The following is a 24,094-nucleotide window of genomic DNA, read 5'->3' on the forward strand; positions in this document are numbered from 1 at the left end:
AGGAAGGATGTGCATATGAATATAACCATGTTAAAAGGAAAAATTCATCGTGCGACCGTAACTCATGCCGAGCTTGATTATATAGGAAGTATCACCATCGACAGCTCTCTTATGGAAGCTGCGGGAATCCTTGAATACGAGCAGGTTCAGATTGTCGATGTGCAGAACGGGAACCGCTTCGAGACATACACCATTGCAGGAGAAGCGGGAAGCGGAATGATCTGCCTTAACGGCGCGGCCGCCAGGCAAGTGTGCGTCGGCGACAATGTGATAATCATGTCCTACTGCACAATTGATTCACAGGAAGCAAAGACTCACAAACCTACCGTAGTATTTGTGGATGAGTCCAACAAACCGGCGCGCATCACAAGATATGAGAAACACGGAAAACTCACAGATATGACATAAATATCTACTTAGACAAACAGGGCTGCCGCTATAGCGACAGCCCTGTGATCATCTAAAATTCTTTATTCAGCATCGGCATACTTTGCTGCAAACTCTGAAATTGTTCCGTCAGCGAGCATCTTATCGATTGCTTCGTTGATAGTATTAAGAAGCTCTGTGTTACCCTTCTTAACTGCGATAGCATATTCCTCAGACTCAAAAGCACTCGGATCTTCAACGATAACAAGACCTTCGTTGTCTCCGACATAATCTTTTGCAGTTGCGGAATCAATAACAACCACATCACATTTACCGTTTACAAGCTCAAGGATGCACTCTGTTCCTTTCTTGAATGCTTCGTACTGATATCCGAGATCTTTTACAACAGTCTCACCTGTATATCCCTGAACAACCGCAATTGATTTACCTTCCATATCTGCGGCAGTCTTGATATCAGAACCCTCTTTTACAACCATAACCTGTGTTGCTGTATAGTAAGGAGTTGAGAAATCAACTGTCTTGGCTCTCTCTTCCGTAGCAGTCATACCTGCAATTGCAGCGTCAATCTGACCGTTCTGAATGGCAACAAGAAGTGAATCGAATTCCATGTTGGCAATCTCAACTTCTTTTCCTGCATTCTCACCGATCTTAGCTGCGATAGCCATGTCGATTCCGTCATAACCATCAATAACACCGTTTGTTGATTTGAACTCAAAAGGCGGGAATTCCGCATTTGTTCCAAACACGATCTTGTCTGAAGACGAAGAACCGCATCCTGTAAGTGCAAGGATACCCATTACCAAAATAAGTGCAACTGACAATATTCTCTTTTTCATTTTTATCTCCCTTTTTGCCTTTGTATTTATAAGACCTTGCTCAAGAACAACTTTGCTCTGTCGCAGGTCGGGTGGCTGAATATCTGTTCCGGAGTTCCTTCCTCCATGATGACTCCCTCATCCATGAAAAGAACTCTGTTCGCAACTTCCCTTGCAAATCCCATCTCGTGAGTAACGATAACCATCGTCATTCCTGTCTCTGCAAGTCTCTTCATAACATCGAGAACTTCTCCTACCATCTCAGGATCAAGTGCCGATGTGGGTTCGTCAAAAAGCATTACTTCCGGTTCCATCGCAAGCGCCCTTGCTATAGCAACACGCTGTTTCTGTCCACCGGAAAGCTGAATGGGATAATTGTCGGCTTTTTCCGAAAGGCCAACTCTCTCAAGTAGCTCTTTAGCCTTCTTCTCTGCATCAGGCTTAGTCATCTTACCGAGCTTGACCGGTGCATAGGTGATATTGTCCATGATAGTCATATGTGGAAAAAGATTGAAATGCTGGAATACCATTCCCATCTTCTGGCGGATCTTGTTGATATCCGTCGCCGGATCGTTTATCTTTTGCCCATCAAGGAAAACCTCACCGTCTGTGATCTCCTCAAGTCTGTTAAGACAACGCAAAAATGTGCTCTTACCTGAGCCCGAGGGACCTATGACAACTACCACTTCGCCCTGTTTAATGGAAGTGGTGATGCCGTTTAAAACTTCCAAGTTTTCAAATTTCTTTTTAAGATTCTTTACTTCAATCATATCACTCATGGCATTCTCCTCATCGTACATCAGACTTACGAAGAGTATTCTCAACTCTCTTAAGTGCAAGTGTCAGCAGCTTGATCAGTACATAATATATTACTGCTGTGCCGATCAAAGGCATAAATGCCAGGAATGTAGAACTCTTTATGAAATCGCCCGCCTTCTGAATATCCATAAGGCCAACGTATCCGACGATAGCAGTTTCTTTTATAAGAACGATAAACTCATTGCAAAGTGCGGGAAAAATATTCTTGATAGCCTGTGGAACAACGATTCCCATCAGTGTCTGTCTTGCGTTGAGACCAAGCGATCTGCCCGCTTCGGTCTGTCCTTTATCGATCGACTGAATACCTGCACGGACAATCTCCGAAACATACGCACCCGAATTTATTCCGAATGCGATCGCCGCGATGATCCACTTGGGCCAGCGAACGCTTGCAAATACAACGAAATAGATAATCATAAGCTGTGTAACGGAAGGTGTTCCTCTTATGACATCCGTATATATTGTGCCGATAGTCTTCAGTATTTTATTAAAAGACATGTTGCACATCGCGATCAAAAAACCTATTACAATACCTATCGCAACGGCAACGAGCGAAACCTTAACAGTCACTCCGATACCGTCTATCAGCATCATGTATCTGTTCTCTTCAATGAAACAACGGCTGAAATCCTCAGCCAGTTTAGCAAACCATTCTTTCATACAATCAACTTCTCCCAGTAAATTCCTAATGAAAAATACCATATAATCATCAATTTTACAATATTTACAACCAATATCGCAATTATCGGGAAGTTTGCAAAATCCTTTACCGACACCTTATTACGTGTTACCATTGTAAATTATGGAGGTAGACATAAATTGAAATACGACATCGTAGGGAAGACAATCGGCCTCAGGAAAATGAAAATCGATGATTGTGAAAAAATCGTTGAATGGAGAAATAACGAAAGAGTGAGAGAACGCTATGTTTACCGCGAAAAATTCTCTCTCGAAGCTCAGCAGAAATACTACAAAGAGCAAGTACAGACCAAAAACGTATTCCAATACATGATATGCGAACTTAACAACAATGACCGCGCTATCGGTTCCGTTGTTTTTAAAGATTACAAGCTTTCCGACAGACAGATTGAATACGGCCTGTTCATCGGCGAAGATGATACCATCGGAAAAGGATACGGAAAAGAAACCGCGCAGCTTAGTATGGAACTCGGCTTTGAAAAATTCGAAGTCGACAGGATAATCAGCAGTATCTTTTGTGACAATATTCCCTCACTTGTTATTCACATAAAAGCAGGAATGCTCCCATGCATGATTTTACATGACGTCGAATGTACAGACGGCGAACGGAAAGATATGATAATTCTCGAGGCAAAACGAAAAAACACTTAAGGAAAAAGAGTGATTACCCTTTATCGGATGATCACTCTTTCTTTTTCAATTACTGTTTCCTTTAAAAACTACATTCTAATAAACTACTTAAATTGCATTCCGGAAAGTTCCGCATCCAGGTTCGCATAGAACTTGGATATATGCAAACCGTCAATAATCGCATGATTTACAAAAACAACTACAGGTATGGTTATCTTTTCTTTTTCTGTAACTTTGCCATCTTCAAGTGCAAGATACTTCTCCGTCTTGTATTTGCCCCAGACAACATTCGGTATTGAGAATTTCGAATCGGGATAAGGCATAGTTCCCCCTGTAAAATCCTGCCACGGAACACAAGATGTAAACAGGTGGCTTCGAGCTTCTCCCTCTTCCTCCAAATGTTCCGCATTAAGGGCTTTCTCCTGCTTTATCTTTGCTTCTGCCAGATAGTCATTAAGAGGCTGATTGGTGTTAACCATGCAATATCTGTACGTTTCATCAGGAAGCGCCACTGTATAAGAAGGATTGCAATAGTCGTATTCTATGATCCCGTCTCCCTCTATTCTCTGCCTGAACTCCGGAACGCTGTTGGCCGCGCGCGCAACCGCATACTGGAAACAAAGGAAAAGAGAATATTTCGCTTCTTTAAGCCTTTTTATCCAATCCGAGATATCAACCTGAACCGTCATCGTCACAAAAGGATATTCCATATTGCGAAAATGGTCAAAATGCTCCTTCCTCGGATATGTTGTCATGTCAATATTCTTATACATTATCTTTATCCTTTTCCTCAATCTACAGGTGTAAAATCTATAGGCGTTGCAGATAAATAGTTTTCATAGTATTTCTTATACTCTTTTTCTCCCTATTTCAGGCCCATTGTCTCTCCATAGATCATAACCGCATTTCTCACGCAGTCTTCGCAGGGGCACAGCGGTTTACCGTCTGTGACGGTCTTTAGCTCTTTGCATTTTAATGCGCCACATCTTTTGCCAAACTCTTCCTGAATCTGCTTGGTAACTCCAAGAGTCCCTTTGCCTTCTGTCTTGAGGCCTGCTATCATTCCTGCACCAATCAAGGCTCCACAGGTTGCTTCAAGATTGCCCATTCCAGCACAGAATCCGGCAGATACCTGTTTGAGCTGTTCCTCCGTAAGTCCTGTCTGATCTGCCAAAGCCGCAGTCACTGCCTGTGCACAGTTATACATTCCGGAATTTTTAAGCTCCACAGCCCTCTCAGCTCTTTCTTCTAATGTCATAAATTCTCCCTACCTTTCTTTGCCTTTATCTTGCAAATGCCCTGTGTCATTGTTCCCATTGGACAGAAAGAACACCAGGTTCTCTCTTTGTACATTGCCATCACTATCAGTCCTATCAGAGTGGATGTCAGCATAAGGCTGTAAAAGCCAAATCCGAACTGCGCCACCCAATCGGGGAAGACACTTCCATTATACGCCCATTTCCATGGTACTTTAAATGTCCAAAAGAGCTTTACTACTTTCTTAAGCGACTCCGCTCCCGAGAACACAAGATAGGTCTGAAATATCATAGTTCCAAACATTGTCATAAAAAATGTGAGGAATCCATATCTGAACCACTTTGAGGAAATCCACTTAGGCGCCGGCTTTTTTCGTGAGCACTTAAGATTCCTTCCAAGTACCCAGAAAAGCTGACCTCTGCCGCACATGTGATTACAAAACCATTTATTTCCACCGACTATCGCAAAGATAAGAGGAAGTATGAAATCTATCATTCCAAGCCAGGCAAATAAGATATTAAAGAATCCGAGTGCAAAATAAATGATCGTCCATATCCAAAGATAGTCGTACCATTGCTTTTTCTTATTTAATACCATCTTGCACCTCCACTACTTTTACAGATCCTGCCGGACAAGCTTTTTCGCATATACCGCATCCCACGCATTTAGAAACATCAACAACCGCATAAATACCTCTATAAATGTCAATCGCTTCCCTCGGACATTGCAACGCGCATACTCCGCAGGCTACACATCTGTTTGTATCAACAGCAGCCTTTCTCATAATAAATCTCCTTATCTCAAAATCTACTTGTTTTTCCTGCTCGATGCTTTTATTATATGTGGTATAATTTTTATATCAAGTACGCAGTTATTAGTTATCTGGTAAGGAAAAGTATACTATGAGAAAAAAAGAGAATCATGAGCTATTATGTGAAGATATCGCAGGAAAAGGTTGCGGATTAAAAAAGGTTATTGATACCGTCGGCGGTAAGTGGAAAATTATGATCTTATGCGTCATCGACAAGAATGAAGTTGTCAGATACGGAGAATTGAGCCGTTCAATACACGGAATCACCAATACGATGCTGGCCAATTCATTAAAAGAACTTGAAGCGGACGGCCTAGTTGAGAGAAAGCAGTATGATGAGATGCCTGTGAGGGTTGAATATAGTCTTACTAAAAAAACCAAGAACCTAATCCCTATTCTTCTCGAATTAAAAAGATGGGGCGAGAATAATCTGTAAATTTATAAAACAATATAAAATACGCAGATAGAACACAAATGTGTGATATTATTTATTTGCCATTTTACAATATTTACATTTTTTTAACAGAGAAGAGGAGTAAAAAGAAATGAAAAAAAGAATTGCTTATTTAGTTATGGCAGGAATGCTGACATTTACGGGATGCGCGGGGATTGGCACATCCGAAGACGCAGGGGAGCCGGCAGAGACAGCAGAGGTAGCCGAGCCTGAAGCAGATGAACCTGAAACAGCGGATGCTGAAACAGGATCGGATGATGAGGCATCGGCTGACGAGATAGCGGAGGATAATGCTGCAGACGATGATTTTATGCCAAGCTCATTTGTTGAGGAAGCGTCAAAAAAGGATAAGTTTAAGAGTTATGATGAGATAATTTCTTATCTTACAAAAGGCCAGGGATATACAAAGATAAAGATTAAAGGTTACAACGGCGAGGTTCTTGCAATTACAGATTCAGTTGACGCTGAGAAGCATGGAGTAGAGGTAGCTTTTTATGGCGAAGTAAATGGCATAGTTAAGAATATCGGTAATGCTTTTTCCTGTGAAAAAGAGTATCCGATAGCGACAGGAAACGATATGGTATATGCGTGCTATACGGATTGCTACGAGTCACTTTTCTTAAATCCTGACGGCGACGGTCTTATGATAAAGGATCACATCACTAAAGACGGTGATACATATTTAGGATTTTTAAGAGAGACCAACAGTCTTGATGAAGCTGATACAAAAGATTTCACAGGCGGCGAAAAAGAATTCAAAGAATATTGGAAGAATTATGAAGCTGCAACACCGATCAGCTTCACAGTTGTAGAGTAATTATAAAAAACGTGTGCGTTTTTGAAACATTATCAAAACCGCACACTTTTTTATGAAAGCGTTATCCCCACACTTCTTCTGCAATCTCTTTAACAAGCTTGAGCTTTGCCCACTGCTCTTCTTCCGTAAGCTTATTGCCTATCTCACAGGAAGCAAAACCGCACTGCGGGCTCAGGCAAAGTCTGTCGAGAGGAACATATTTTGCAGCCTCATGAATTCTGTTTATAACTTTCTGCTTATCTTCAAGCGCAGGTGTCTTTGTTGTGATAAGACCAAGAACAACTTTCTTATCATCGGAAACCTTGGAAAGCGGAGCAAATCCACCCGATCTCTCATCATCGTACTCAAGGAAAAGCGCATTCACATTCTCTTTTGCAAACACATAATCAGCAACGGTATCATAAGGTCCGCTGGTGAAATAGGTTGAGTGGTAATTGCCTCTGCAGATATGTGAATTGATCACCATGTCGGCAGGCTTTCCTTCGAGCGAAAGATTGTTCACTCTAAGGAGCTGCTCTTTTACCTCCTCAAGGTCTATTCCAAGCGACTTATAGCGCTGCTTAGCCGCATCACCGACAATCGCGCCCCATGTGCAGTCATCAAGCTGAAGATTACGGCATCCCGCATCGTAGAACTGCTTTATAACATCACGATATGCCTTTGCGATATCTTCAATAAGTTCATCGTTTGTAGGATAGAACTTCCTTGTGGTCTCAAAGTTCGCAGGCACGATCATCTGCTGGAAAGTCTGCGCAGGTGCAGGAATTGTATACTTCGCGACAGTGTTCTCATCCTCGAACTGCTTAAGGAACTTGTAATATTCCACAAAAGGATGCGCCTTTGCTTTGATCTTACCAACAAGATATGTATCATCAAGAACAGCCAGCTCACCGTTAAACTCAACTCCTTTGCCGGTAGCCTTATGCTCTACGCCTTCAAAGCCCCACATAAAGTCAAGATGCCAGAAGGTTCTTCTGAACTCTCCGTCTGTTATCACCTGAAATCCAAGCTCTTTCTGCTTTGCAACTACCTTAGTGATCTCATCATTGATAACTTTATCAAGTTCTTCCTTGCCAATATTACCTTCAGCAAACGCTGCCTTAGCATCCTTAAGCGCCTTAGGCCTCAAAAAGCTTCCAACAAAATCATATCTGAACGGTGTCTGTAAACTACTCATCTTATATCTCCTCTTCAAGCTAGTATTATAGGCAAAATAATATACCTACCATGGTGATAGGTATAATATATTTTTCATTGAGTTATCGATAGATTTTATCTATGGAAAGGAGATGTTAGGAGTTAAATTCTATAATGCTTCTTTGATTGCATCAATCAATGTAATGTCCGCCGGAAGCCAATCAACGTCCCCAAGTTGTTCCTTTGTAAGCCATCTTGATGCTTCGTGTTCATTTAGAACCAAATTTCCCTTCAGAATGTCTGACCAAAAACAATCCATTGATAAGTGAAAAGCCGGATAATCATATTCGATGGTATCAATTAACTCACCAACACTTATTTCTGTATCAAGTTCCTCACGAATTTCTCGTTTTAGAGCCTCCTGTGGTGTCTCACCTTCTTCAATCTTTCCACCTGGAAATTCCCATCCATCCTTATATTCGCCATATCCCCTCTGGGTTGCAAATATTATTGGCTGTCCTTCTTCATTTTCTGCTTTTATTACTGCCGCAACTACACGTATGGTTTTCATTTTTGCTCCCTTCAACTACTTTGATAAATACTCGTACAAATCCTCTCTGACAGATTGCTTTAATTGCAAATGAAAATTCATTATTGGCAATGCTTCACCCTCATCATTTTTAATGCTCGTCTGCTGCCAGAATACAGGTGTTACTTCTCCCATATAGTAAAAATCCGTGCCTTCATCATCACTCTTCTTTATAAATAAGAATAGTTTTTCCCCATTTTCATTTGCATGAATAATCTGCTGAGTTTCTTTACTTTCCAAAGACACTCTGCTTCGAGTCATCCAATTAAATAACTGCTCATTTATAAAATGATCAGGATAATTCGTAGAGCTTGATATGTCTTCATTCTTATTATATGTAACAAAAATCGGACAAGTACCATATTTATATCTATAGCCGTAAACAGTTGAACTGTCATCCTTTTCCCAATTCAAGATTCTGCATACATCTTTCCTTGAGTATTTTCTGTAAAGGACAAGATTATTTTCATCTGCTTCCTTGTAATTATCTTTATACCTAAGTAATCCAAATTCAATTGTTTCTTTTAATTGCTTTTCAAATTGTTTATCTACAAGTGCCTGTGCATAAGCTTTTGCTCTTTTAAGCCTTCTCTCTTTTGCCTCTTCTTCATCAATCCACTCCACAAGGTCATACTTAGTTTTATCTGCCTTTGAGTTAAGCCATGATAAGCTAATTATATTCATTGCAGAATCATAATCTTCTTCCCTATATGTTCCTCCGACAGCTTCCAAAGACTCTTTGAACCTCATGTTGTCAATAACACCTTGGTTTCCTTCCAGCAACGACTTGAGAATTATTAACTCATGCGGTCTTTTTCCATTCATAAGAAACTGCGAGACAAAGGCAAGCATCTCTTCTTGTTCCTTTGAAAAAAGAATCTTGTAATAAGGTTCAATCCTTTTTAAAAATGAGTGATATGATTCTTTTGTATATTCGATAAACAGCATCGGATCAATTTCACCATAATTATAAAAATCTATGATAGATGGTATTCTTCCCAATCTATCTTTTAACAGCTCATATTTTTCCTTAAGCATCGTAAGACGTAAAGTAGACTTATCGATAGACTCAAAAATTCTTTGTTTGCTTACCTTATCAAAATGCACTGTTGATGCACCCGGAATAATCTTACCGCCTTCCATAACATATCTACGAATATTGTCTTTGTTATATGTTCTATCACCAGACAATGCTATGGGTATCATAAAATTATTGTTATAATTGCCGATAAAATCCAGTATTACCGCAAATTCTTTTCCATCAGCCTTACGAAGACCTCTTCCAAGTTGCTGAATAAATACTATCGGAGACTGTGTAGGTCTAAGCATTATAACCTGATTAACTTCTACTATATCCACACCTTCATTGAGAATTTCCACAGACAAAATATAGTCAAGCGGTCCATTATCGTTTGTGTATGAATCACTTTCATTTTCATACATTGCTAATCTTTCAAACGCTTCTTCTCGCTCTGAGTCTGATGCACTTCCGTTAAGCGCTATTGTTCTGTAATACTTGCCTGTAGCCGGATTGATGGTATGATTCATCTTCTCTGAAAGAACCTCAGACTCTTTTATAGAACTACAGAATATCAATCCTTTTACTCTGTCCCCGCTATATCCGTAATAATTGGCCTGTTCAACAATGTGCTTTACTCGCTCATCGCAAGTTAATACAGAAAAATCACGGTTTTTGTCATCGCCAATAATAGAAATATCCGTTATGCCAAAATAATGAAACGGGCATAACAAATCTTCTTCCATAGCCTGCTGTAACCTTATCTCATACGCAATCTGATGATTAAACAGCTCATATACATTTCGTCCCTCAACATTATCATCACGTTTATCGGGTGTAGCAGTCATTCCAAGCCATAATTTAGGCGTAAAATGATGCATAATCTTCTGATAAGTTGCCGCAGGAACATGATGTGCTTCATCGAGACATATTGCATCAAAATGGTCAGGAATATATTGAAGCAAATGTTCATCTTTATTCAAGGTTTGAACAGTCGCAAATACGAAATCAGCATCATAATCACTGTTTCCTGCTCCAACAAGTCCCATAGTCACAGACTTCCCAAATACCTTTTCATATGATTTCTTAGTTTGTCTGGCAAGTTGGCCTCTGTGCACAAGAAAAAGAACCCTCTTATAACCAAGTTCACGCATGGCAAAAGCTGACGCATATGTTTTTTCCCGTTCCGGTTGCAGATATAAGAAGAGCTTTTTTCTCTCCCGCGCTGATTATTTTTCGCAGATTTGTTATAAATCCTACCTGCATACTATTTGGTTTTAATCTATATTTTTCAAGCGAAACAAGTTCTTCTTTTTTGGCAATGTCACGCTGATGTCTTATTATCTGATACTTTTGCTTATACTCTTCAATAAAGTCATTAAAATCTCTGGCATACGGAGACTCCCAAAGTCGCTCAAACTCTTCAATGATCTGCTTCGAAACTTCTCCGTCTATTGTTGAAACAATCTTAGTGTTCCACTCATAGTTCTGCTTCAGAGCTCCGCCTGTCATGTTGGAACTTCCAATTATTATTCTATAAACTTCTTCATTTCTAAAAATATATCCCTTTGTATGAAAGCCTTCACCTGAACTTTCCGAGTCATATATTTTCAAGGTAATATTCGAAAGAGAATTCAATTTTTCAAGCGCCTTGGGTTCGCTGAAATTCAAATAATTCGTTGTAAGGATTTCTCCTTTAATCCCCTTTTTTTCTAATTCATTAAGCGTCAGTAAAAGAGGCGTTATTCCACCAAGCGTAATAAATGCCACGCTAATCCTAAAGGAATCGCATACTGAAAGCTCATCTTCAATAGATGAGAGAACTTTCTTTCCTTCTTTATAGTTATTAGAAATAAACTGTGGTCTATACCTCTCGTTCGAAACGATAGATCCGTCAATATAGGCTGTTTCTAATCCTTTTCTTAATTCAATAATGGAATTTCCCATAATATCCCCCTTTAGAAAAACCCTTACTTCAAGTATAGTTGCATATAAATGTGCGATCAAACACTTTTTCGCTATATACAAAAAGCACCTCAGACGCTGTCTCTCCTTCAGCATCTAAGGTGCTTTTTTCACGTATTCTTTTTACCCATCTCTTACTTTGCTACTCTACCCTCTGCCTTACCGTATTCATTGTAATGTTTCAAAAGCTTGTCTCCGTCTGCGCCTATTGCAGTCTGGAGATCTACATTGTTGGTGTAATAAGCATATGCATTAAACTCGTCCGTGTTACCCTTGTATGTCTTTAGCGCTTCGACAGCACCGTTTGCCGCATTAGCCTGAGAAGCCTGTGCTGTACTAACCGCAGCCAACTTAGGTGGCTTACATACTTTGCATGCTTCATAGCCTTTATCTACTGCGCTCTGAAGAGTTGTCTGTATCTTACTTTGACCAAGACTTCTGCAACCATCTGCGTGATATTTTTTACCTGTCTTAGTTGTATATACAACAGTATCGCCATTTGAAGCAACTGTAGAAGTCGTTGCAGTTGCAGTTGTTTTTGCAGGTGCTGCTACAGCATTGGCCTGAGGCGCTGCTGCCTGACTTGTTGAATCAAGCTTGGGCGGCTTACATTTTTTGCATGCTTCATAGCCTTTATCTACAGCATCCTGAAGAGTAGTCGCTATCTTACTATGGCTAAGACTGCTACATCCATCTGAATGATATTTTTCACCCGTCTTAGTGAGATAAACGGTAGTATCTCCGCCTGCAGCGCTGACCTTTATATCACCCGTGATGAACGTTCCTACTACCATTAGAAAAGCTGTGATCGCAGCAAGATTTCTTTTCACAAGCAACTTCATTAACAATACCTCTCTTTCAAAATAATGTAATTGAAATTATATATAGCTTCGCCTATGAATGAAACAAACTTGGCGTTAAAAGAATATAAAATAAAAAGGTAAATAATTAAAAGAGAAAAAATAAACTTCAGACGCTGCTTCTACCGCAGTGCCCAAAGTTTACTTTCTCTTCTATTTTGTCTTTAACAAATCGTAAAGTGAAGCCTCATTGTTCTTTTGCTTATGAACACGATTATATTCTTTAATACTATCGATAAGATAATCAGGATCCGAAAAATACTCTTTAATATACTTAGGAGATTTTACATTTTTTATTCCCAACACATTCTTACAATAATCACTTGGCTTCTTAACTCCCGAGCGTTTATACTCATCATACTTTTTCTGACTTGCAATAATTAGCATTTCTATCTCAGGAGCCGTAATAACATTGATTATCTCTACCTGACAACGATATGCTTTACTCAGATTAAACTCCTCTCCTCTGGAATCAATGACACGAAGTATAATAATCTTTTGATCAAATGCCATTCTCAAATAGCGGCGTTCAAATTCTTTTACAGATGTTCTTGGCAATACACTTTCTTCCAACAACTGCTCTCTTTTAAATATCAACAAGTCATTATCCAAAAGAATATCCATTATTGCTGTTTCGGCTCCACCTTCACAGATACAAGCTATAAGACTTGAGCTCGAAATATTTACTTTCATTTATTCCTCCAAGCTCTTAATAATACGCTTTTGCAAAGCAACCAGTGATTTATACTTTGGCGCTGTTCCTCCTAGGAAATTGCTCTGATACACTTCGCTCTTTTTCATATCATTTCTGCTTAAGAGCGAATTGAGATTATCAACGCCAAGCCCTTTATCACTTCTGGTTATAAATACTGAATCATTTCTATCAAGCTCATCCAATAGCTCCGGATAATGAGTTGAAAAGATAATTACCGCGCCCTTAGGATTTGTTTTTTTATTTGTGAACAAACGAATCAACGATGCGACCAATTCACGATTAAAATGATTCTCAATCTCATCGACAAGTAAGTATCCACCATTTTTCAGCACTCTTGCAGCATCAGTAAACACTCTTACACCTTTAACAGTTCCGGATGAAAGATATACGTTTAATTCATTTGGCTCCAGAAGTACAAGTTCATTCCGGTTAAAGAACTTTAATCTGGTGATAACCTTATCATTTACATTCTCTACTGTGATATGTTCAATAGTAGGATCGAGTAATGTAATAATCTCTGTCGGAATATCTCCTCCCTCAGGGAAAAAGAGATTAACATTGGTAAATGCTACAAGATCAACAAATGTAATCCTATCCTTTATCTGTTTATTTACAGCAATCATAATACTGACATCGTCCGGCAAATATTCATCTGAACTATCGCGAACTCTGGACGGTGCTACTTTATCAAAAGATAGTAAGTTCGTTTTATTAACTTTACTCGTAATACTTTTTTCCCATAATTTCTCTGATAGTATTTGGACAACGTTACTGCCATCAGCATTCCTGTTTTTTACAATCCGGCTATAAAGATGGCAAATCTTATTATCTACGTAAAAATCAATATCAAATTCTACCTTGGTGTTCTCTCCTAAAATCTGCGGAATAAATTCTGCATTTAACGGCATTGCTCCCAAAAGCATACTTGCGAAAGAAATAACCTTCAATGCCATTGTTTTTCCGGAAGCATTTATTCCCGCAAATGCCTCAACAGTGTTCACATATATATTTCCAAACAAGTTATAAACAGAATTCATGTGATTACTCTGAACCCTTTGAACAGCGCAGAATGAAACGTCAAATGGCTCTTTATACAGCGGAAGCCCGTTTACTCGTATTCTTAATATTTTCATTTTTACTCCTTAAAAACAAATATCGCGTTGTTATTCGTTTGTATAGCAATATAATACATTATCTCACTTCTGCTTGCAACGTAATTTTCGTTTTTATAATCCCGAACAACAATTATATATACCTTCACTGATTGCCCAATTTGATAATTTTTCCCTTTTAGATTAATATATTATTAATATATTTGGAGGCATTGCTTATGAAAAAAAAGACAAAAAAGGTAGTGATAGCCACATCAGTAAGTGTCGCTAGCATGGTACTTAACGCCGCTTGCGCTTATGGTCCGCCGCAACATTATGAAGATGCTGATACCTACAGCTCATATGAATCATCTGTTGCTGATGAAGGATCTTCTATTGACAATGCAAACACTGACACTTCAGAAGCACCTGAATCCGCTGAACCAACTGATGATGCGCAAGACAAGAATCCTGATATTGATTTTGAAAAAGGACCTGTAGTATACGGACCGCCTAAGGCAAAGTAATAACCGTTTGATAGTATTAGGAAATCTGATATGAATAAAAATAAAATGAAGCTGTCACACCTTGATCTTCAGTATGATGTGAGAAAAAAGTTTTTTTAAAAAGCCCGTTCTCAAGCAGCTTTTCTTTGAACTTACTCTCAACTGCAACGAACACTGTTGGCACTGCGGCTCAAGATGTGGTGATATAAAAACAGAGGAAATGAATCCTCAGGAATGGAAAAATATCCTTGATCAGTTAAAAGATGACTTTAAAGACCGACTTCCTCAGATAAACGTTACAGGCGGAGAACCTCTTTTATACCATGGTTTTGAAGAGGTTATGAGTTATGCCCATTCACTTGGTTTTAAGTGGGGAATGACTTCCAACGCTGTTCTTATCACTCCCGAAGTTGCCAAGATGCTTCAAAGATGCGGCATGAACACCATATCTGTCAGTATCGACGGACTCCCCGAAACGCATGATAAGATAAGGGGACTTGACGGTGCGTATAAAAGAGCTATGGAAGGTATTCAGAACCTTATAGATCTTGATTGCTTTGATGAGATCATGGTGACAACCGTCGTTAATCACCAAACTATATGCGAATTAGAGCCTCTTTACGAAATAATGTCCGATATAGATATCGACAGCTGGCGTATCATGGGCATTGAGCCTATAGGAAGAGCCCTTGAGCATCCTGAGCTTCTTCTCACCGATGATGATCAGAGGAATCTATTGGAATTTATCCGTGATAAAAGAGCCGATAACGAACCCGTCACCTACGGTTGTTGCCACTACTTAGGCCTTGAATACGAAAGAGAAGTAAGGGACTGGTACTTCTTTTGCATGGCAGGTATTACTGTTGCCAGCATAACTGTGACCGGTGATGTTTACGGTTGTCTTGATATAGACAGAACACAGCCCGGTATAATTCAGGGCAACACACATGACAGGCGTTTCTCCGACATCTGGGAAAACGAATTCAAAGCCTTTCGTTATAACAGATCCGGCGATAACGAGAAATGCGCAAACTGCTCAAGCAACAAGTATTGTATGGGCGGAGCTTTCCATACATGGGACTATGTAAACAAAACTCAGCGCCTATGTCTTATGGATTCACTTGAAAAAAAGATATGAAATGCACCCCGAACGCTGTCTCTCCTGCAGCATGCGAGGTGCATTTTTTTGAACCCTATCTTCTCTTTTCTTCTTTTGCGATTCTTTCCTCTTCCTTACCCTGTTCGATAAAGTGCTCCAGAAGGGCATCACCGTCGGGGCCGATCTCGATCTGGAGATCAATATTGTTCATGTAGTAAGTGTATGCGTTGAATTCTTTGGTGTTTCCTTCGTAGGTCTTTAGTGCTTCAATTTCTTCTTCAACTTCACTTGTAAGCGGAACCGTATCAAGCGCTACGGGGTAGCAGTTTCTGCATGGTTTATAGCCATCGTCTATCGCCTCCTGAAGTGTTATCGAAATGCAGCTCTTACGAAGACTGTTACAACCTGAGCTATGATAACAATCGCCTGTCTTGGTAACATACACGGTAGTATCACTACTTGCTCCCGCGCCTGCTGCATTGCTCTTTACCTCACCCGTTACAAACATTGCGGCAATCACGAGAAACGCTGTTATCACAGATAGATTTCTTTTCACAAACATCTCAATTGCATTTCCTCACTTTCTACAAATTATGTAATTGCAATTATAATCATGAGCGCCGACAAATGAAACAAACTCGGGATAAAAAGAATGTAAAAATATTTTCCCTAAAAATAAAAAAAGTATAGAAAAAATGCACTTCTTATGCTGATCTCTCCTGCAGCATATGAAATGCATTTTTCCCTGACTCTTTCCTTTTGCGTTATACCTCAGCCTTACCCTATCACTTCAACGTTAAATAATGATCAGGTTGGCCTATCCTGCCTACGCCCGGTACAGTCCATAAGCTCGAACACTGCATACCGAAACGCGACTGGGAAGTATGTAATTGCAATTATATATGTTCGGGTCATCAAATAAAACAAAAATGAAATTAAAAGATTATAAATTAATTTTTATTGATTGAGCGCCACGCAAAAACCGTTGATCTGCGCCTCTTTCTCAGCGTTTGGCGCTGCCTTGGGATCTATAAAAATTGAAGTAGCTTCAAAGCCGGGTATCTCAAGAAACTTCGCAAGTTTACCTATAGCTTTTGCTCCGCCCGATCCGGCCATGCAGGCATAAGCGCAGAATCTTTTTCCCGCGAGGTTTTTTCTGTTATCCTCGACGAAAGTACGAATCGGCGGTGTGAAAGTTCCTGCCCACACAGGGAAACCAAAAATGATGCGGTCATACTTTGAAAAATCAACACTGTAATCTTCAAGCTCAGGCTTCTCCGCCATGAGCGCACTCTTTCCGCCCCAGAAGAACTTTGCAAAACCCTTGTCGTTATAGGCTTTCTTGGGCACAAGGCGAAGTGTATCGGCATCTACCTTTTCTTTTACCTTGTCTGCAACGTACTGCGTGTTTCCTTCCATTGAGTAGTAAACTATCAGCGTCTTCATGCGACCTCCCTCTCTCTTCAATTGTCAGCTTCCTAATTGCACTTCAATTGTAACGAACAATTTTCCGCTTGTCATTAATTGAATAAATCATCCATAAGCACTTCTTTTCCAATATAATTACTGTACATATTCTTTTTCACACCATACGTAGTAATCATGGTAACTATTATTGTGTTAGTGTTTTTAGTAGCTTTTCTGAAAACTTCAACCTTATTTTTTAGCGCGAGGTCATACGTTTTGTCTATCTCATATTCACGCCCTGCAAACTTAATCTCACACAGATTTATTACCCTGTCACGCCTTTCTATAATCAAATCAATCTGTGCTCCGTTTTCGTTATTATCACCTTGTTTATCCCACGTTGATACTTCTGTAAGAACACCTGATATTCCCAGAGTTTGCTTTATCTGATTAATATGATCTTTGCATACCTGTTCATAAGTCAGTCCCGACCATGCGCGCCTTGCAGGATTATCGTTCATATTACTCCAAAAATGCTCATCTTTGCCGTAATTATCCCGAATAAATTTGAAATAAAACAATGAGTAATAGTCCGATAACTGATAACGCATCCCTCGTTTTTTATTTCCATACATCCTATTTACTCTTATAAAACCACATTTTTCAAGATTCGACAGCATCTTTGTCAACACGCCGTTTGATGATAACCCTGTTTTCTTAACCAGTTCCTCTCTGGAAAGGCCACTCCTCTTCTCGCTTAAAGCTGTCGCAACCTTTATATACTGATCACTATTCGAAAACAAAGTATGATACAGATGCTCAAACTCATTCCATAATTCAGCTCTTTTTCCAAAGAATATGCTATCAATATTTTCATTTAAAGTCTTTTCACTGTCTAAAAGCCTTAAATAAAACGGAATGCCTCCCATTATCATATAGACCTGTACAATATCATATTTTGACCAAAAGATATTTCGAGAATTAAGATACATCTCCGTATGCCTAAGATCAAAAGGTTCCAAGAATAATCTGCACGTTTGTCTATTGAATAAGCCACCTCTATTCTCATCCAATTTATCAACCATCCATGATGTTGCCGAACCACATACAATAAATACCAGGTTCTTTCTGGTTGATCCCCATGAATTCCAGAACCATTCAAATGCATCCAAAAATCCGGAGTTAATTTTGTCCATCCATGGAAGCTCATCAAAGAAAACCACTTGCTTTTTCTTTGAATCTAAAGACTCAAGATAATTTCTAAGCGCAAAAAAAGCCTCTGTCCAATCCTTTGGATCATCATACTTTGTATGCGACGTATTATTTAATTCAAGAATGAAATTCTTTAATTGTTCTCTGTTTTTTTGATTTTCTGATCCTGTGAACTTAAACGCAAAGGAATTATCATAGTACTCATTTATAAGGAAAGTTTTTCCAACCCTTCTTCTACCATATACTACTATCAATTGTGCTTCTTTTTCAGACATTGCTCTATCCAAGCGCTTTATCTCATTTTCACGTCCTATAAGATTTTCCATAACGGCCTCCTGAACGACTTTTATCTTTATCTATGATTTTAATGAAGATAAAGATGAAAGTCAAACCAACTTTTATCTTTATCTCTGTTTATTATTGAGATAAAGATAAAAGTCGTCATTTTTACTTGCCGCAATATTTCATAGAGCTCGCGTGTGCTAAGCTCATTGAAATGTTTTACGATCAATTCCATAATCAGTTAACCCTTATCAGAATTTAAGATTGTCACCAAGTACCGGAACTTTGCTTGCAAAGAATGAAAATTCTCCACTATCCAGAAGATTTCCGTTATCATCGGTAACTCTGATATCGAATACAAGGATGTGCTTACCTGTCTTAAGCTTCATGCACTCGCAGTAGATATACTCAGTGTTTACTGCAGGAAGTAAGAAGTTCAGATTCGCTGAGACGGTCGTAACATAATGTCCGCTCATGCTTCCTGTTGCTCCCGCCATTGCATCGACAAATGAAAGAAGTGCTCCACCATGGATGCTTCCGTATGTGTTGTGCAATCTTGAATCAGCTTTGATTCTGGCTTTACTGTATGTTGAGCTTAATTCCAATATTTCAAAACCTATAAATTTATTGTATTCGTTTGCATATAATTCAGGGATTATCTTTTCCCTCATTGCATTTTCTTTTTCTGTGTGTGTTGGTCTCATTTTGGTATTCCTTCTTTCCTATTACTTAGCATCCGCATACTCTTTGTATCTTCTTAAAAAAGTCGATTTACTTATTCCAAGCATTTTGGATGCCTCTGCGCTTTTTATTTTTTTAGCCGAATAATCCAAGAATATATCTTGCGCGGCTAGTTTGTCTATCCTTATTCTTCCTCTGCCCTTATAATTGCCTTTCTTAGCCGAAGCGGCAATTCCTGCATTTCTGCGAGAATCATAGAATCTTCGTTCTGTACTATATATTGCCATCAATAACTCAAAGTACTGTTTTCTGTTTTTATCATCAACTTTAATGAGTTTTCGCGTCAATAGAGTTCCGTTTTATTTTTGACACGTCTTAATGTTCTGCTATAATTTCATCTGCGTCAAAATTAAATCAGAACTCTATTGACGCACTTTTATTTATAAAAATAGGCAGCTATTCATTGCAAATAGCTGCCCCACACTTAATTCACTCCCATTTTTTCCACACATCAGGCTGATATCCTAGTGTAGACTGCTTACCGTTTCTAACTACAGGAGTCTTGATTATGTGCTGGTTCTCAAGCAGCTTCTCGAGCTTGTCTTCATCCGCTATGTACTGCATGAGCGCGACGGCGTCTTTATCTTTTGCATCGGGATTGATCATTCCCATGATTCCGCCGTTGGTGCTTGCGACAGATGTGAGTTCTCCCTTACTCATGCCCTTTTCTTTCATGTCTATGAACTGTATTTTTATACCGCGTTCCTTGAAGAATCGCTCGGCTTTCTTGGTGTCGTTACACTTTTTTGTTCCAAATATCTGTATATTCATTTCTTTTCCTCACTTGTAACTTCTTAATATGTCCAGTCCCAGCAAAAGAGCTTTCTCGTGCGAATCCATTCCGAAATCGCGAAGATCGTATTCATGCACATTTGCAAGTGAATCTGCGGTAAACAGGAACTGTCCAAACTTTGCTCCACGCTTTCTGCAGCAGGCCGCGAGCGCCGAGCACTCCATCTCGACTACAGAACAGCCTTCTTCCAAGCGGTACTTCACCATATCTTTTGTCTCCCTGAAAAAGCCGTCGGTAGACCAGGTTGTGCAGGTCACAAAAGGAAGGTTGTGGGATTTGAAGCAGTTCTCGATAACTAATATCGGCTCTTCATCAAGCTCTATATATCTTGAAGCAGGCAGATACTGATACGATGTGCCTTCGCCGCGAAGTGCTCTTGTCGGAACAAGAAACGCATTCTCGGGTATATCAGCCAAAACTCCGCATGAACCGACCGCGATTACTTTTTTACACCCGCAATTAACAAGAAAATCCATCAGCCCCGTTGCGGCAGGAGCGCCAATTGTCGGCTGGACAAGGCAAATATCCTCTTCTTCCTCATGCAATATATAAACGTTCACGTTATGTGAGACGGTGATGTATTCATTTGCAATTTCCGCATCATGCTCTTTTGCATAATTATGTACAACATCCCCAAGGAAAGCAAACAAGCACTTCTCCGGAAGCTTTAAGTCCTCATTACCATGATTCGGCGTAATAACTTCCAACGAACTGTCATCATATTCAAGTATAGGTATCTCGTTTTTTATAATCATATTGTCTCTCCTTATAATGCCAATTTACTTAATATAAATACTAACTTCTTTTTACGTCAATAAGGTTTCTAAAAATTTGATAAAAAGTCTATAAATATGCATTATTTTGTTTATTTTCATTGTAAAATTGAAATTGACCCCTTTATTGAGATTATTTCTTTTTTTTCATTTATTTAATAGTAATTTACTATCAATCCATAGCGGAGCGTTTTTTATATCATAGGAAAGCAATTTTCTATTGATATAAAAAAGTTTTCTTGATTTCTTCAAGGAGGTATCTATGGCGGCGAAATCTAATGTTAGTAGCAAAAATGCAAGCAGTAACATCAGTTTCAAAGACAGCATCAAGACAAAACTGGTCGCAATCTTACTGGCAGTTGCAGCAGTTCCTCTTATAATTGCCGTAATCGTAAGCTACCAGACTTCCACAACCAAGGCAAAGAATGATGCCTTAAACCTTCTTACTTCTGATGCAAAAGTGGTTGAAGGTAAATTTGCAACAATTGTCCAGCAGAATGTAATAGCACTCCAGACCTGTGCCTCAGCGCAAAGCACCGTTGATTATCTTAAAACATTTAACCAGAGCGGTGCTGAGAAAAAAAGCGAGCTTATCATGGCACAGATGGATGCCATCAATACGAACATCAATGATGGCAATACTAACTGCATTCTTTCTATTTCCACCGGTGATCAGCTTCTTAGAACCGACCGTAAAGAACACACAAATATAGCTGACAGAGCATATTTCCAGGAATGTTGGGCTAACAAAGCCATCGCTGTATCAGAGATTGTCGTAAGTAAAGCAGCCGGAAACAGAATAGTTATCATCATTGTTCCTGTCTTAGATCCGGCAACAGGTGAAATGATCGGTTCTTTGCAGCGAAGCTTTGATCTTAACGTATTGCACGAATTCCTTGCAGACAACGTTAAAAACGGATATATCCTCGATAAAGCCGGAACTGTAGCTGCACATTCGCAGTTTGAGATTTCTCCTGAGGATGAACCCATAGTACATACAGATGAAGAATACATGACTTCTTCTCTTACAAGCAATATTTTTAACAGTGTTATTGACGGCAAACCCACATATACGGCATGGATAAAAGAACCTACAACAGGCTTCGTGGTTGCGGTTTCCGAGACAAACGCAGAGATAATGGGACCTGCAATCCGCTCAGCACTCACCGTTATAATAATCGGAATAATTCTCCTTATTGTCGCTACAGTTATTTCACTTATGATGGCAAAGAGCTTTACCGATCCCATCGCTGCAGTTAACGAATCACTCGGCGCTCTCGCTGACGGAAGATTTGTAAAGGTTGACAAGTTCGATAAGAGAAATGACGAATTCGGAACCATTTCCAAAGCTACCAACTCCGTCATCGGAACTCTTGACGATATAGTAAGCCATATAAAAGAATCTGCATCCAGCGTAGGAGTATCATCGGAAGAGCTGTCCGATATGGCCAACCAGATTTCTCAGACAGCGGAAGATGTTTCAAACGCAGTTCAGGAAATTGCTTCTGGAGCTACACAGCAGGCGGATGAGATTCAGAGTGCTTCCGAAAATGTAAATCTCATCGGCGACGCGGTAACTGAAGTACAGACATCTACCGGTAATCTTTCTGACCTTGCAGGTAAGATGAAAGAAGCATCCGAAGTATCAAGTAAATCACTTACATCTCTTCAGACTTCATCCGTTGAGATGACATCTAAGATAGATGATATTGCTAAGACCATTCAGGCAACTCAGGAAGCTGTTGATAATATCAGTGAAAAAGTTGAAGGAATCACATCGATTGCAACGCAGACCAATCTCCTTTCACTCAACGCTTCTATTGAGGCTGCAAGAGCAGGAGAAGCCGGAAAAGGATTTGCGGTTGTTGCGGAAGAAATCGGAAAACTTGCCGACGATTCCAAGGCAATGGCTGATGATATCATGAAAGAAATGAGCACACTTCTTGAGCAGAGTAAAGCTGCCGTTTCTGCTGCAGAAGATGTAAAGAACGGAAATAACGAGCAGCAGATCGCTATCGGAGAAACACTCGATGCCGTAAACGGAATGCTTCAGGACATAGGAAGTACTGTAGGCGGAGTAAAAGATATTTCAAACGGTGCCGACACCTGTGCTTCATCCAAGAATGCCGTAGTCGACACTATGAGTGCTCTTTCAGCCATCTCTGAAGAAAACGCCGCTTCTTCACAGGAGACGGGAGCATCCATGCAGGAACTTTCCGCTACAGTTACTACTCTTGCATGCTCAGCCGACAACCTGAAAGATATCGCCGAACAGCTCAATGAAGAAATAAAGTTCTTCAAATCATAAATCAACATGGCTCAGCATAACCAAAAGGAGACGGTCGCATCAATATCAATGGCCGTCTCCTTTTATTTTATTCACCGCTCAATTCTCTATTTGTCATAAACATGGAAACAAATGTCCAGATCAGGTTCTTGACAATAAGATTCCAGATTACTCTGACTATCAGATATGGAAACAAGAAAATCCCGATTGCAGCCCATATAAGGCCAAAAACAATATAAAAGAAAAAAGATTTTCCGAAGATCATTAATATGGCTACCTTTCTAAATAAAAGAAAACAGGGGATGTCACCGTTTTCCTGCGAATCTACGCAAAACATGCGGAACATCCCCTGCATTTATGTCTGAGACGATCATGCTTTTTCAAGCACAGATACGTGCTCTTGCACCTGTATCCAAAACAATGATGTCTTCCATAGATACTTGAAAGATCATTGCAAGAGCAATAAGGTTGTCAATGGTAGGCATTGTTGTTCCATGCTGCCATTTGTAGATTGCCTGTGGAGTTGCAAAACCAAAAATGTGCTGCAATTCTTTAACAGTCAATCCAGCTGCCTTTCTCATCCTTACAATATTTCTACCTGTAGCCGCCATATCTATGGAAGGCATTGTTATCATCTCGTCCTCCTATTCCGGCATCCGCCAAAGAGATGGTTTCTCCTTGACGCGATGCCTTTATGTATTTAAAATGAGTATTATTATGTCAATGGATTATGTTTTACAGTTTCTCTGAGTACATATTTTTATGTCCTCCTAGCCCCTTGTATGTCATAGGTTTCTCTGTTCAATGTATTTTCTTTACAATTCTGTTTTTAGATGATCTCTAAGCTTTCCTCAACAAAAATCTATTTAGAATCAGCACTTTCTCTCTACAATGGGCTGCTGTTTTGCGCCCCTTCCGTTACAACTCCAC

General features: G+C 39.6%; 30 protein-coding genes. 7 read left to right on the forward strand and 23 right to left on the reverse strand.

Features of this window, described 5'->3' with window-relative positions:
* The first annotated feature begins 15 nt into the window (after positions 1–15).
* Positions 16–408, forward strand: a complete 393-nt coding sequence (gene panD, locus CD00_RS0110935; RefSeq protein ID WP_026656010.1) for an aspartate 1-decarboxylase — start codon at positions 16–18, stop codon at positions 406–408.
* Positions 409–470: 62 nt separating this feature from the next.
* Here the strand turns inward: panD and CD00_RS0110940 are convergent, their stop codons facing one another.
* From CD00_RS0110940 to CD00_RS0110950, 3 genes are read right to left on the reverse strand one after another with little or no spacing between them, the layout of a single operon-like run.
* Complete coding sequence (locus CD00_RS0110940) at positions 471–1,223, reverse strand: basic amino acid ABC transporter substrate-binding protein (RefSeq protein WP_051594162.1); 753 nt, start codon at positions 1,221–1,223, stop codon at positions 471–473.
* A 26-nt stretch (positions 1,224–1,249) separates the two neighbouring features.
* Positions 1,250–1,981 (reverse strand): amino acid ABC transporter ATP-binding protein, encoded by a 732-nt coding sequence (locus CD00_RS0110945; protein ID WP_304412727.1) that lies wholly within the window; start codon positions 1,979–1,981, stop codon positions 1,250–1,252.
* Between the two features lie 10 nt (positions 1,982–1,991).
* Positions 1,992–2,681, reverse strand: coding sequence for an amino acid ABC transporter permease (locus CD00_RS0110950; RefSeq protein WP_034462087.1), 690 nt, complete (start codon positions 2,679–2,681; stop codon positions 1,992–1,994).
* Positions 2,682–2,840: 159 nt separating this feature from the next.
* Here CD00_RS0110950 and CD00_RS0110955 point away from each other — a divergent pair, with 159 nt between their 5' ends.
* A complete protein-coding gene (locus tag CD00_RS0110955) occupies positions 2,841–3,371 on the forward strand; it encodes a GNAT family N-acetyltransferase (protein ID WP_026656014.1) in 531 nt (176 codons plus the stop codon).
* 83 nt (positions 3,372–3,454) lie between these two features.
* Here the strand turns inward: CD00_RS0110955 and CD00_RS0110960 are convergent, their stop codons facing one another.
* From CD00_RS0110960 to CD00_RS0110975, 4 genes are all read right to left on the reverse strand, one after another.
* A complete protein-coding gene (locus tag CD00_RS0110960) occupies positions 3,455–4,123 on the reverse strand; it encodes a CatA-like O-acetyltransferase (RefSeq protein ID WP_051594163.1) in 669 nt (222 codons plus the stop codon).
* Positions 4,124–4,215: 92 nt separating this feature from the next.
* Positions 4,216–4,608 (reverse strand): C-GCAxxG-C-C family protein, encoded by a 393-nt coding sequence (locus CD00_RS0110965; RefSeq protein WP_026656016.1) that lies wholly within the window; start codon positions 4,606–4,608, stop codon positions 4,216–4,218.
* Positions 4,605–5,204, reverse strand: coding sequence for a 4Fe-4S binding protein (locus CD00_RS0110970; RefSeq protein WP_026513292.1), 600 nt, complete (start codon positions 5,202–5,204; stop codon positions 4,605–4,607). Before CD00_RS0110970 ends, CD00_RS0110965 begins: the two co-directional genes overlap by 4 nt.
* The gene (locus CD00_RS0110975; protein ID WP_026656017.1) at positions 5,191–5,391 is read right to left on the reverse strand and encodes a 4Fe-4S binding protein; all 201 of its coding nucleotides are present in this window, start codon (positions 5,389–5,391) and stop codon (positions 5,191–5,193) included. The genes CD00_RS0110970 and CD00_RS0110975 overlap by 14 nt, the downstream gene beginning before the upstream one ends.
* A 118-nt stretch (positions 5,392–5,509) precedes the next feature.
* Here CD00_RS0110975 and CD00_RS0110980 point away from each other — a divergent pair, with 118 nt between their 5' ends.
* Positions 5,510–5,854, forward strand: coding sequence for a winged helix-turn-helix transcriptional regulator (locus CD00_RS0110980; RefSeq protein WP_026656018.1), 345 nt, complete (start codon positions 5,510–5,512; stop codon positions 5,852–5,854).
* 109 nt (positions 5,855–5,963) lie between these two features.
* A complete protein-coding gene (locus CD00_RS0110985) occupies positions 5,964–6,689 on the forward strand; it encodes a hypothetical protein (protein ID WP_026656019.1) in 726 nt (241 codons plus the stop codon).
* Positions 6,690–6,750: 61 nt separating this feature from the next.
* Here CD00_RS0110985 and CD00_RS0110990 read toward each other — a convergent pair whose 3' ends face one another.
* From CD00_RS0110990 to CD00_RS0111020, 7 genes are all read right to left on the reverse strand, one after another.
* A complete protein-coding gene (locus CD00_RS0110990; protein ID WP_026656020.1) occupies positions 6,751–7,866 on the reverse strand; it encodes a 5-methyltetrahydropteroyltriglutamate--homocysteine S-methyltransferase in 1,116 nt (371 codons plus the stop codon).
* Between the two features lie 129 nt (positions 7,867–7,995).
* Complete coding sequence (locus CD00_RS0110995) at positions 7,996–8,397, reverse strand: (deoxy)nucleoside triphosphate pyrophosphohydrolase (RefSeq protein WP_026656021.1); 402 nt, start codon at positions 8,395–8,397, stop codon at positions 7,996–7,998.
* A 15-nt stretch (positions 8,398–8,412) separates the two neighbouring features.
* The gene (locus tag CD00_RS18100) at positions 8,413–10,587 is read right to left on the reverse strand and encodes a DUF3427 domain-containing protein (RefSeq protein ID WP_242838964.1); all 2,175 of its coding nucleotides are present in this window, start codon (positions 10,585–10,587) and stop codon (positions 8,413–8,415) included.
* Positions 10,580–11,380 carry a phospholipase D-like domain-containing protein gene (locus tag CD00_RS20705; RefSeq protein WP_242838965.1) on the reverse strand — a complete coding sequence of 267 codons (801 nt, stop codon included), beginning with the start codon at positions 11,378–11,380 and terminating at the stop codon, positions 10,580–10,582. The genes CD00_RS18100 and CD00_RS20705 overlap by 8 nt, the downstream gene beginning before the upstream one ends.
* A 152-nt stretch (positions 11,381–11,532) precedes the next feature.
* A complete protein-coding gene (locus CD00_RS20185) occupies positions 11,533–12,240 on the reverse strand; it encodes a hypothetical protein (RefSeq protein ID WP_185750440.1) in 708 nt (235 codons plus the stop codon).
* Positions 12,241–12,411: 171 nt separating this feature from the next.
* On the reverse strand, positions 12,412–12,951 hold the full coding sequence (locus tag CD00_RS0111015) for a hypothetical protein (protein ID WP_026656022.1): 540 nt from the start codon (positions 12,949–12,951) through the stop codon (positions 12,412–12,414).
* A complete protein-coding gene (locus CD00_RS0111020; RefSeq protein ID WP_026656023.1) occupies positions 12,952–14,106 on the reverse strand; it encodes an AAA family ATPase in 1,155 nt (384 codons plus the stop codon).
* A 197-nt stretch (positions 14,107–14,303) separates the two neighbouring features.
* Between CD00_RS0111020 and CD00_RS0111025 the strand changes: the two genes are divergently transcribed.
* Together CD00_RS0111025 and CD00_RS21395 are read left to right on the forward strand one after the other, a co-directional pair.
* The gene (locus CD00_RS0111025) at positions 14,304–14,591 is read left to right on the forward strand and encodes a hypothetical protein (protein ID WP_026656024.1); all 288 of its coding nucleotides are present in this window, start codon (positions 14,304–14,306) and stop codon (positions 14,589–14,591) included.
* Positions 14,592–14,775: 184 nt separating this feature from the next.
* Positions 14,776–15,708: a radical SAM/SPASM domain-containing protein gene (locus tag CD00_RS21395; RefSeq protein ID WP_242839008.1), complete on the forward strand. Its 933-nt coding sequence runs from the start codon at positions 14,776–14,778 to the stop codon at positions 15,706–15,708.
* Between the two features lie 55 nt (positions 15,709–15,763).
* Here CD00_RS21395 and CD00_RS19390 read toward each other — a convergent pair whose 3' ends face one another.
* From CD00_RS19390 to CD00_RS0111065, 7 genes are all read right to left on the reverse strand, one after another.
* Positions 15,764–16,225, reverse strand: coding sequence for a hypothetical protein (locus CD00_RS19390; RefSeq protein WP_139233789.1), 462 nt, complete (start codon positions 16,223–16,225; stop codon positions 15,764–15,766).
* A gap of 401 nt (positions 16,226–16,626) precedes the next feature.
* Positions 16,627–17,115: a flavodoxin family protein gene (locus tag CD00_RS0111040; protein WP_026656025.1), complete on the reverse strand. Its 489-nt coding sequence runs from the start codon at positions 17,113–17,115 to the stop codon at positions 16,627–16,629.
* A 74-nt stretch (positions 17,116–17,189) separates the two neighbouring features.
* Complete coding sequence (locus tag CD00_RS0111045; protein ID WP_026656026.1) at positions 17,190–18,614, reverse strand: AAA family ATPase; 1,425 nt, start codon at positions 18,612–18,614, stop codon at positions 17,190–17,192.
* Positions 18,615–18,821: 207 nt separating this feature from the next.
* Positions 18,822–19,274, reverse strand: a complete 453-nt coding sequence (locus tag CD00_RS0111050; RefSeq protein ID WP_026656027.1) for a PaaI family thioesterase — start codon at positions 19,272–19,274, stop codon at positions 18,822–18,824.
* Positions 19,275–19,295: 21 nt separating this feature from the next.
* Positions 19,296–19,538 carry a hypothetical protein gene (locus CD00_RS0111055; RefSeq protein WP_185750441.1) on the reverse strand — a complete coding sequence of 81 codons (243 nt, stop codon included), beginning with the start codon at positions 19,536–19,538 and terminating at the stop codon, positions 19,296–19,298.
* Positions 19,539–19,740: 202 nt separating this feature from the next.
* A complete protein-coding gene (locus tag CD00_RS0111060; RefSeq protein ID WP_026656029.1) occupies positions 19,741–20,082 on the reverse strand; it encodes an arsenate reductase family protein in 342 nt (113 codons plus the stop codon).
* A gap of 9 nt (positions 20,083–20,091) precedes the next feature.
* Positions 20,092–20,859, reverse strand: coding sequence for a nucleoside phosphorylase (locus CD00_RS0111065; RefSeq protein WP_026656030.1), 768 nt, complete (start codon positions 20,857–20,859; stop codon positions 20,092–20,094).
* Between the two features lie 280 nt (positions 20,860–21,139).
* Between CD00_RS0111065 and CD00_RS0111070 the strand changes: the two genes are divergently transcribed.
* Positions 21,140–23,185 carry a methyl-accepting chemotaxis protein gene (locus CD00_RS0111070; protein WP_026656031.1) on the forward strand — a complete coding sequence of 682 codons (2,046 nt, stop codon included), beginning with the start codon at positions 21,140–21,142 and terminating at the stop codon, positions 23,183–23,185.
* A gap of 67 nt (positions 23,186–23,252) precedes the next feature.
* On the opposite strand, the gene CD00_RS0111075 is transcribed toward CD00_RS0111070, so the two are convergent.
* Positions 23,253–23,501, reverse strand: coding sequence for a hypothetical protein (locus CD00_RS0111075; RefSeq protein ID WP_026656032.1), 249 nt, complete (start codon positions 23,499–23,501; stop codon positions 23,253–23,255).
* Between the two features lie 43 nt (positions 23,502–23,544).
* Positions 23,545–23,799 carry a helix-turn-helix domain-containing protein gene (locus CD00_RS0111080; protein ID WP_026656033.1) on the reverse strand — a complete coding sequence of 85 codons (255 nt, stop codon included), beginning with the start codon at positions 23,797–23,799 and terminating at the stop codon, positions 23,545–23,547.
* Positions 23,800–24,094: the final 295 nt, after the last annotated feature.

The sequence above is a fragment of the Butyrivibrio sp. AE3003 genome (assembly GCF_000686065.1).
Taxonomy (GTDB): domain Bacteria; phylum Bacillota; class Clostridia; order Lachnospirales; family Lachnospiraceae; genus Butyrivibrio; species Butyrivibrio hungatei_A.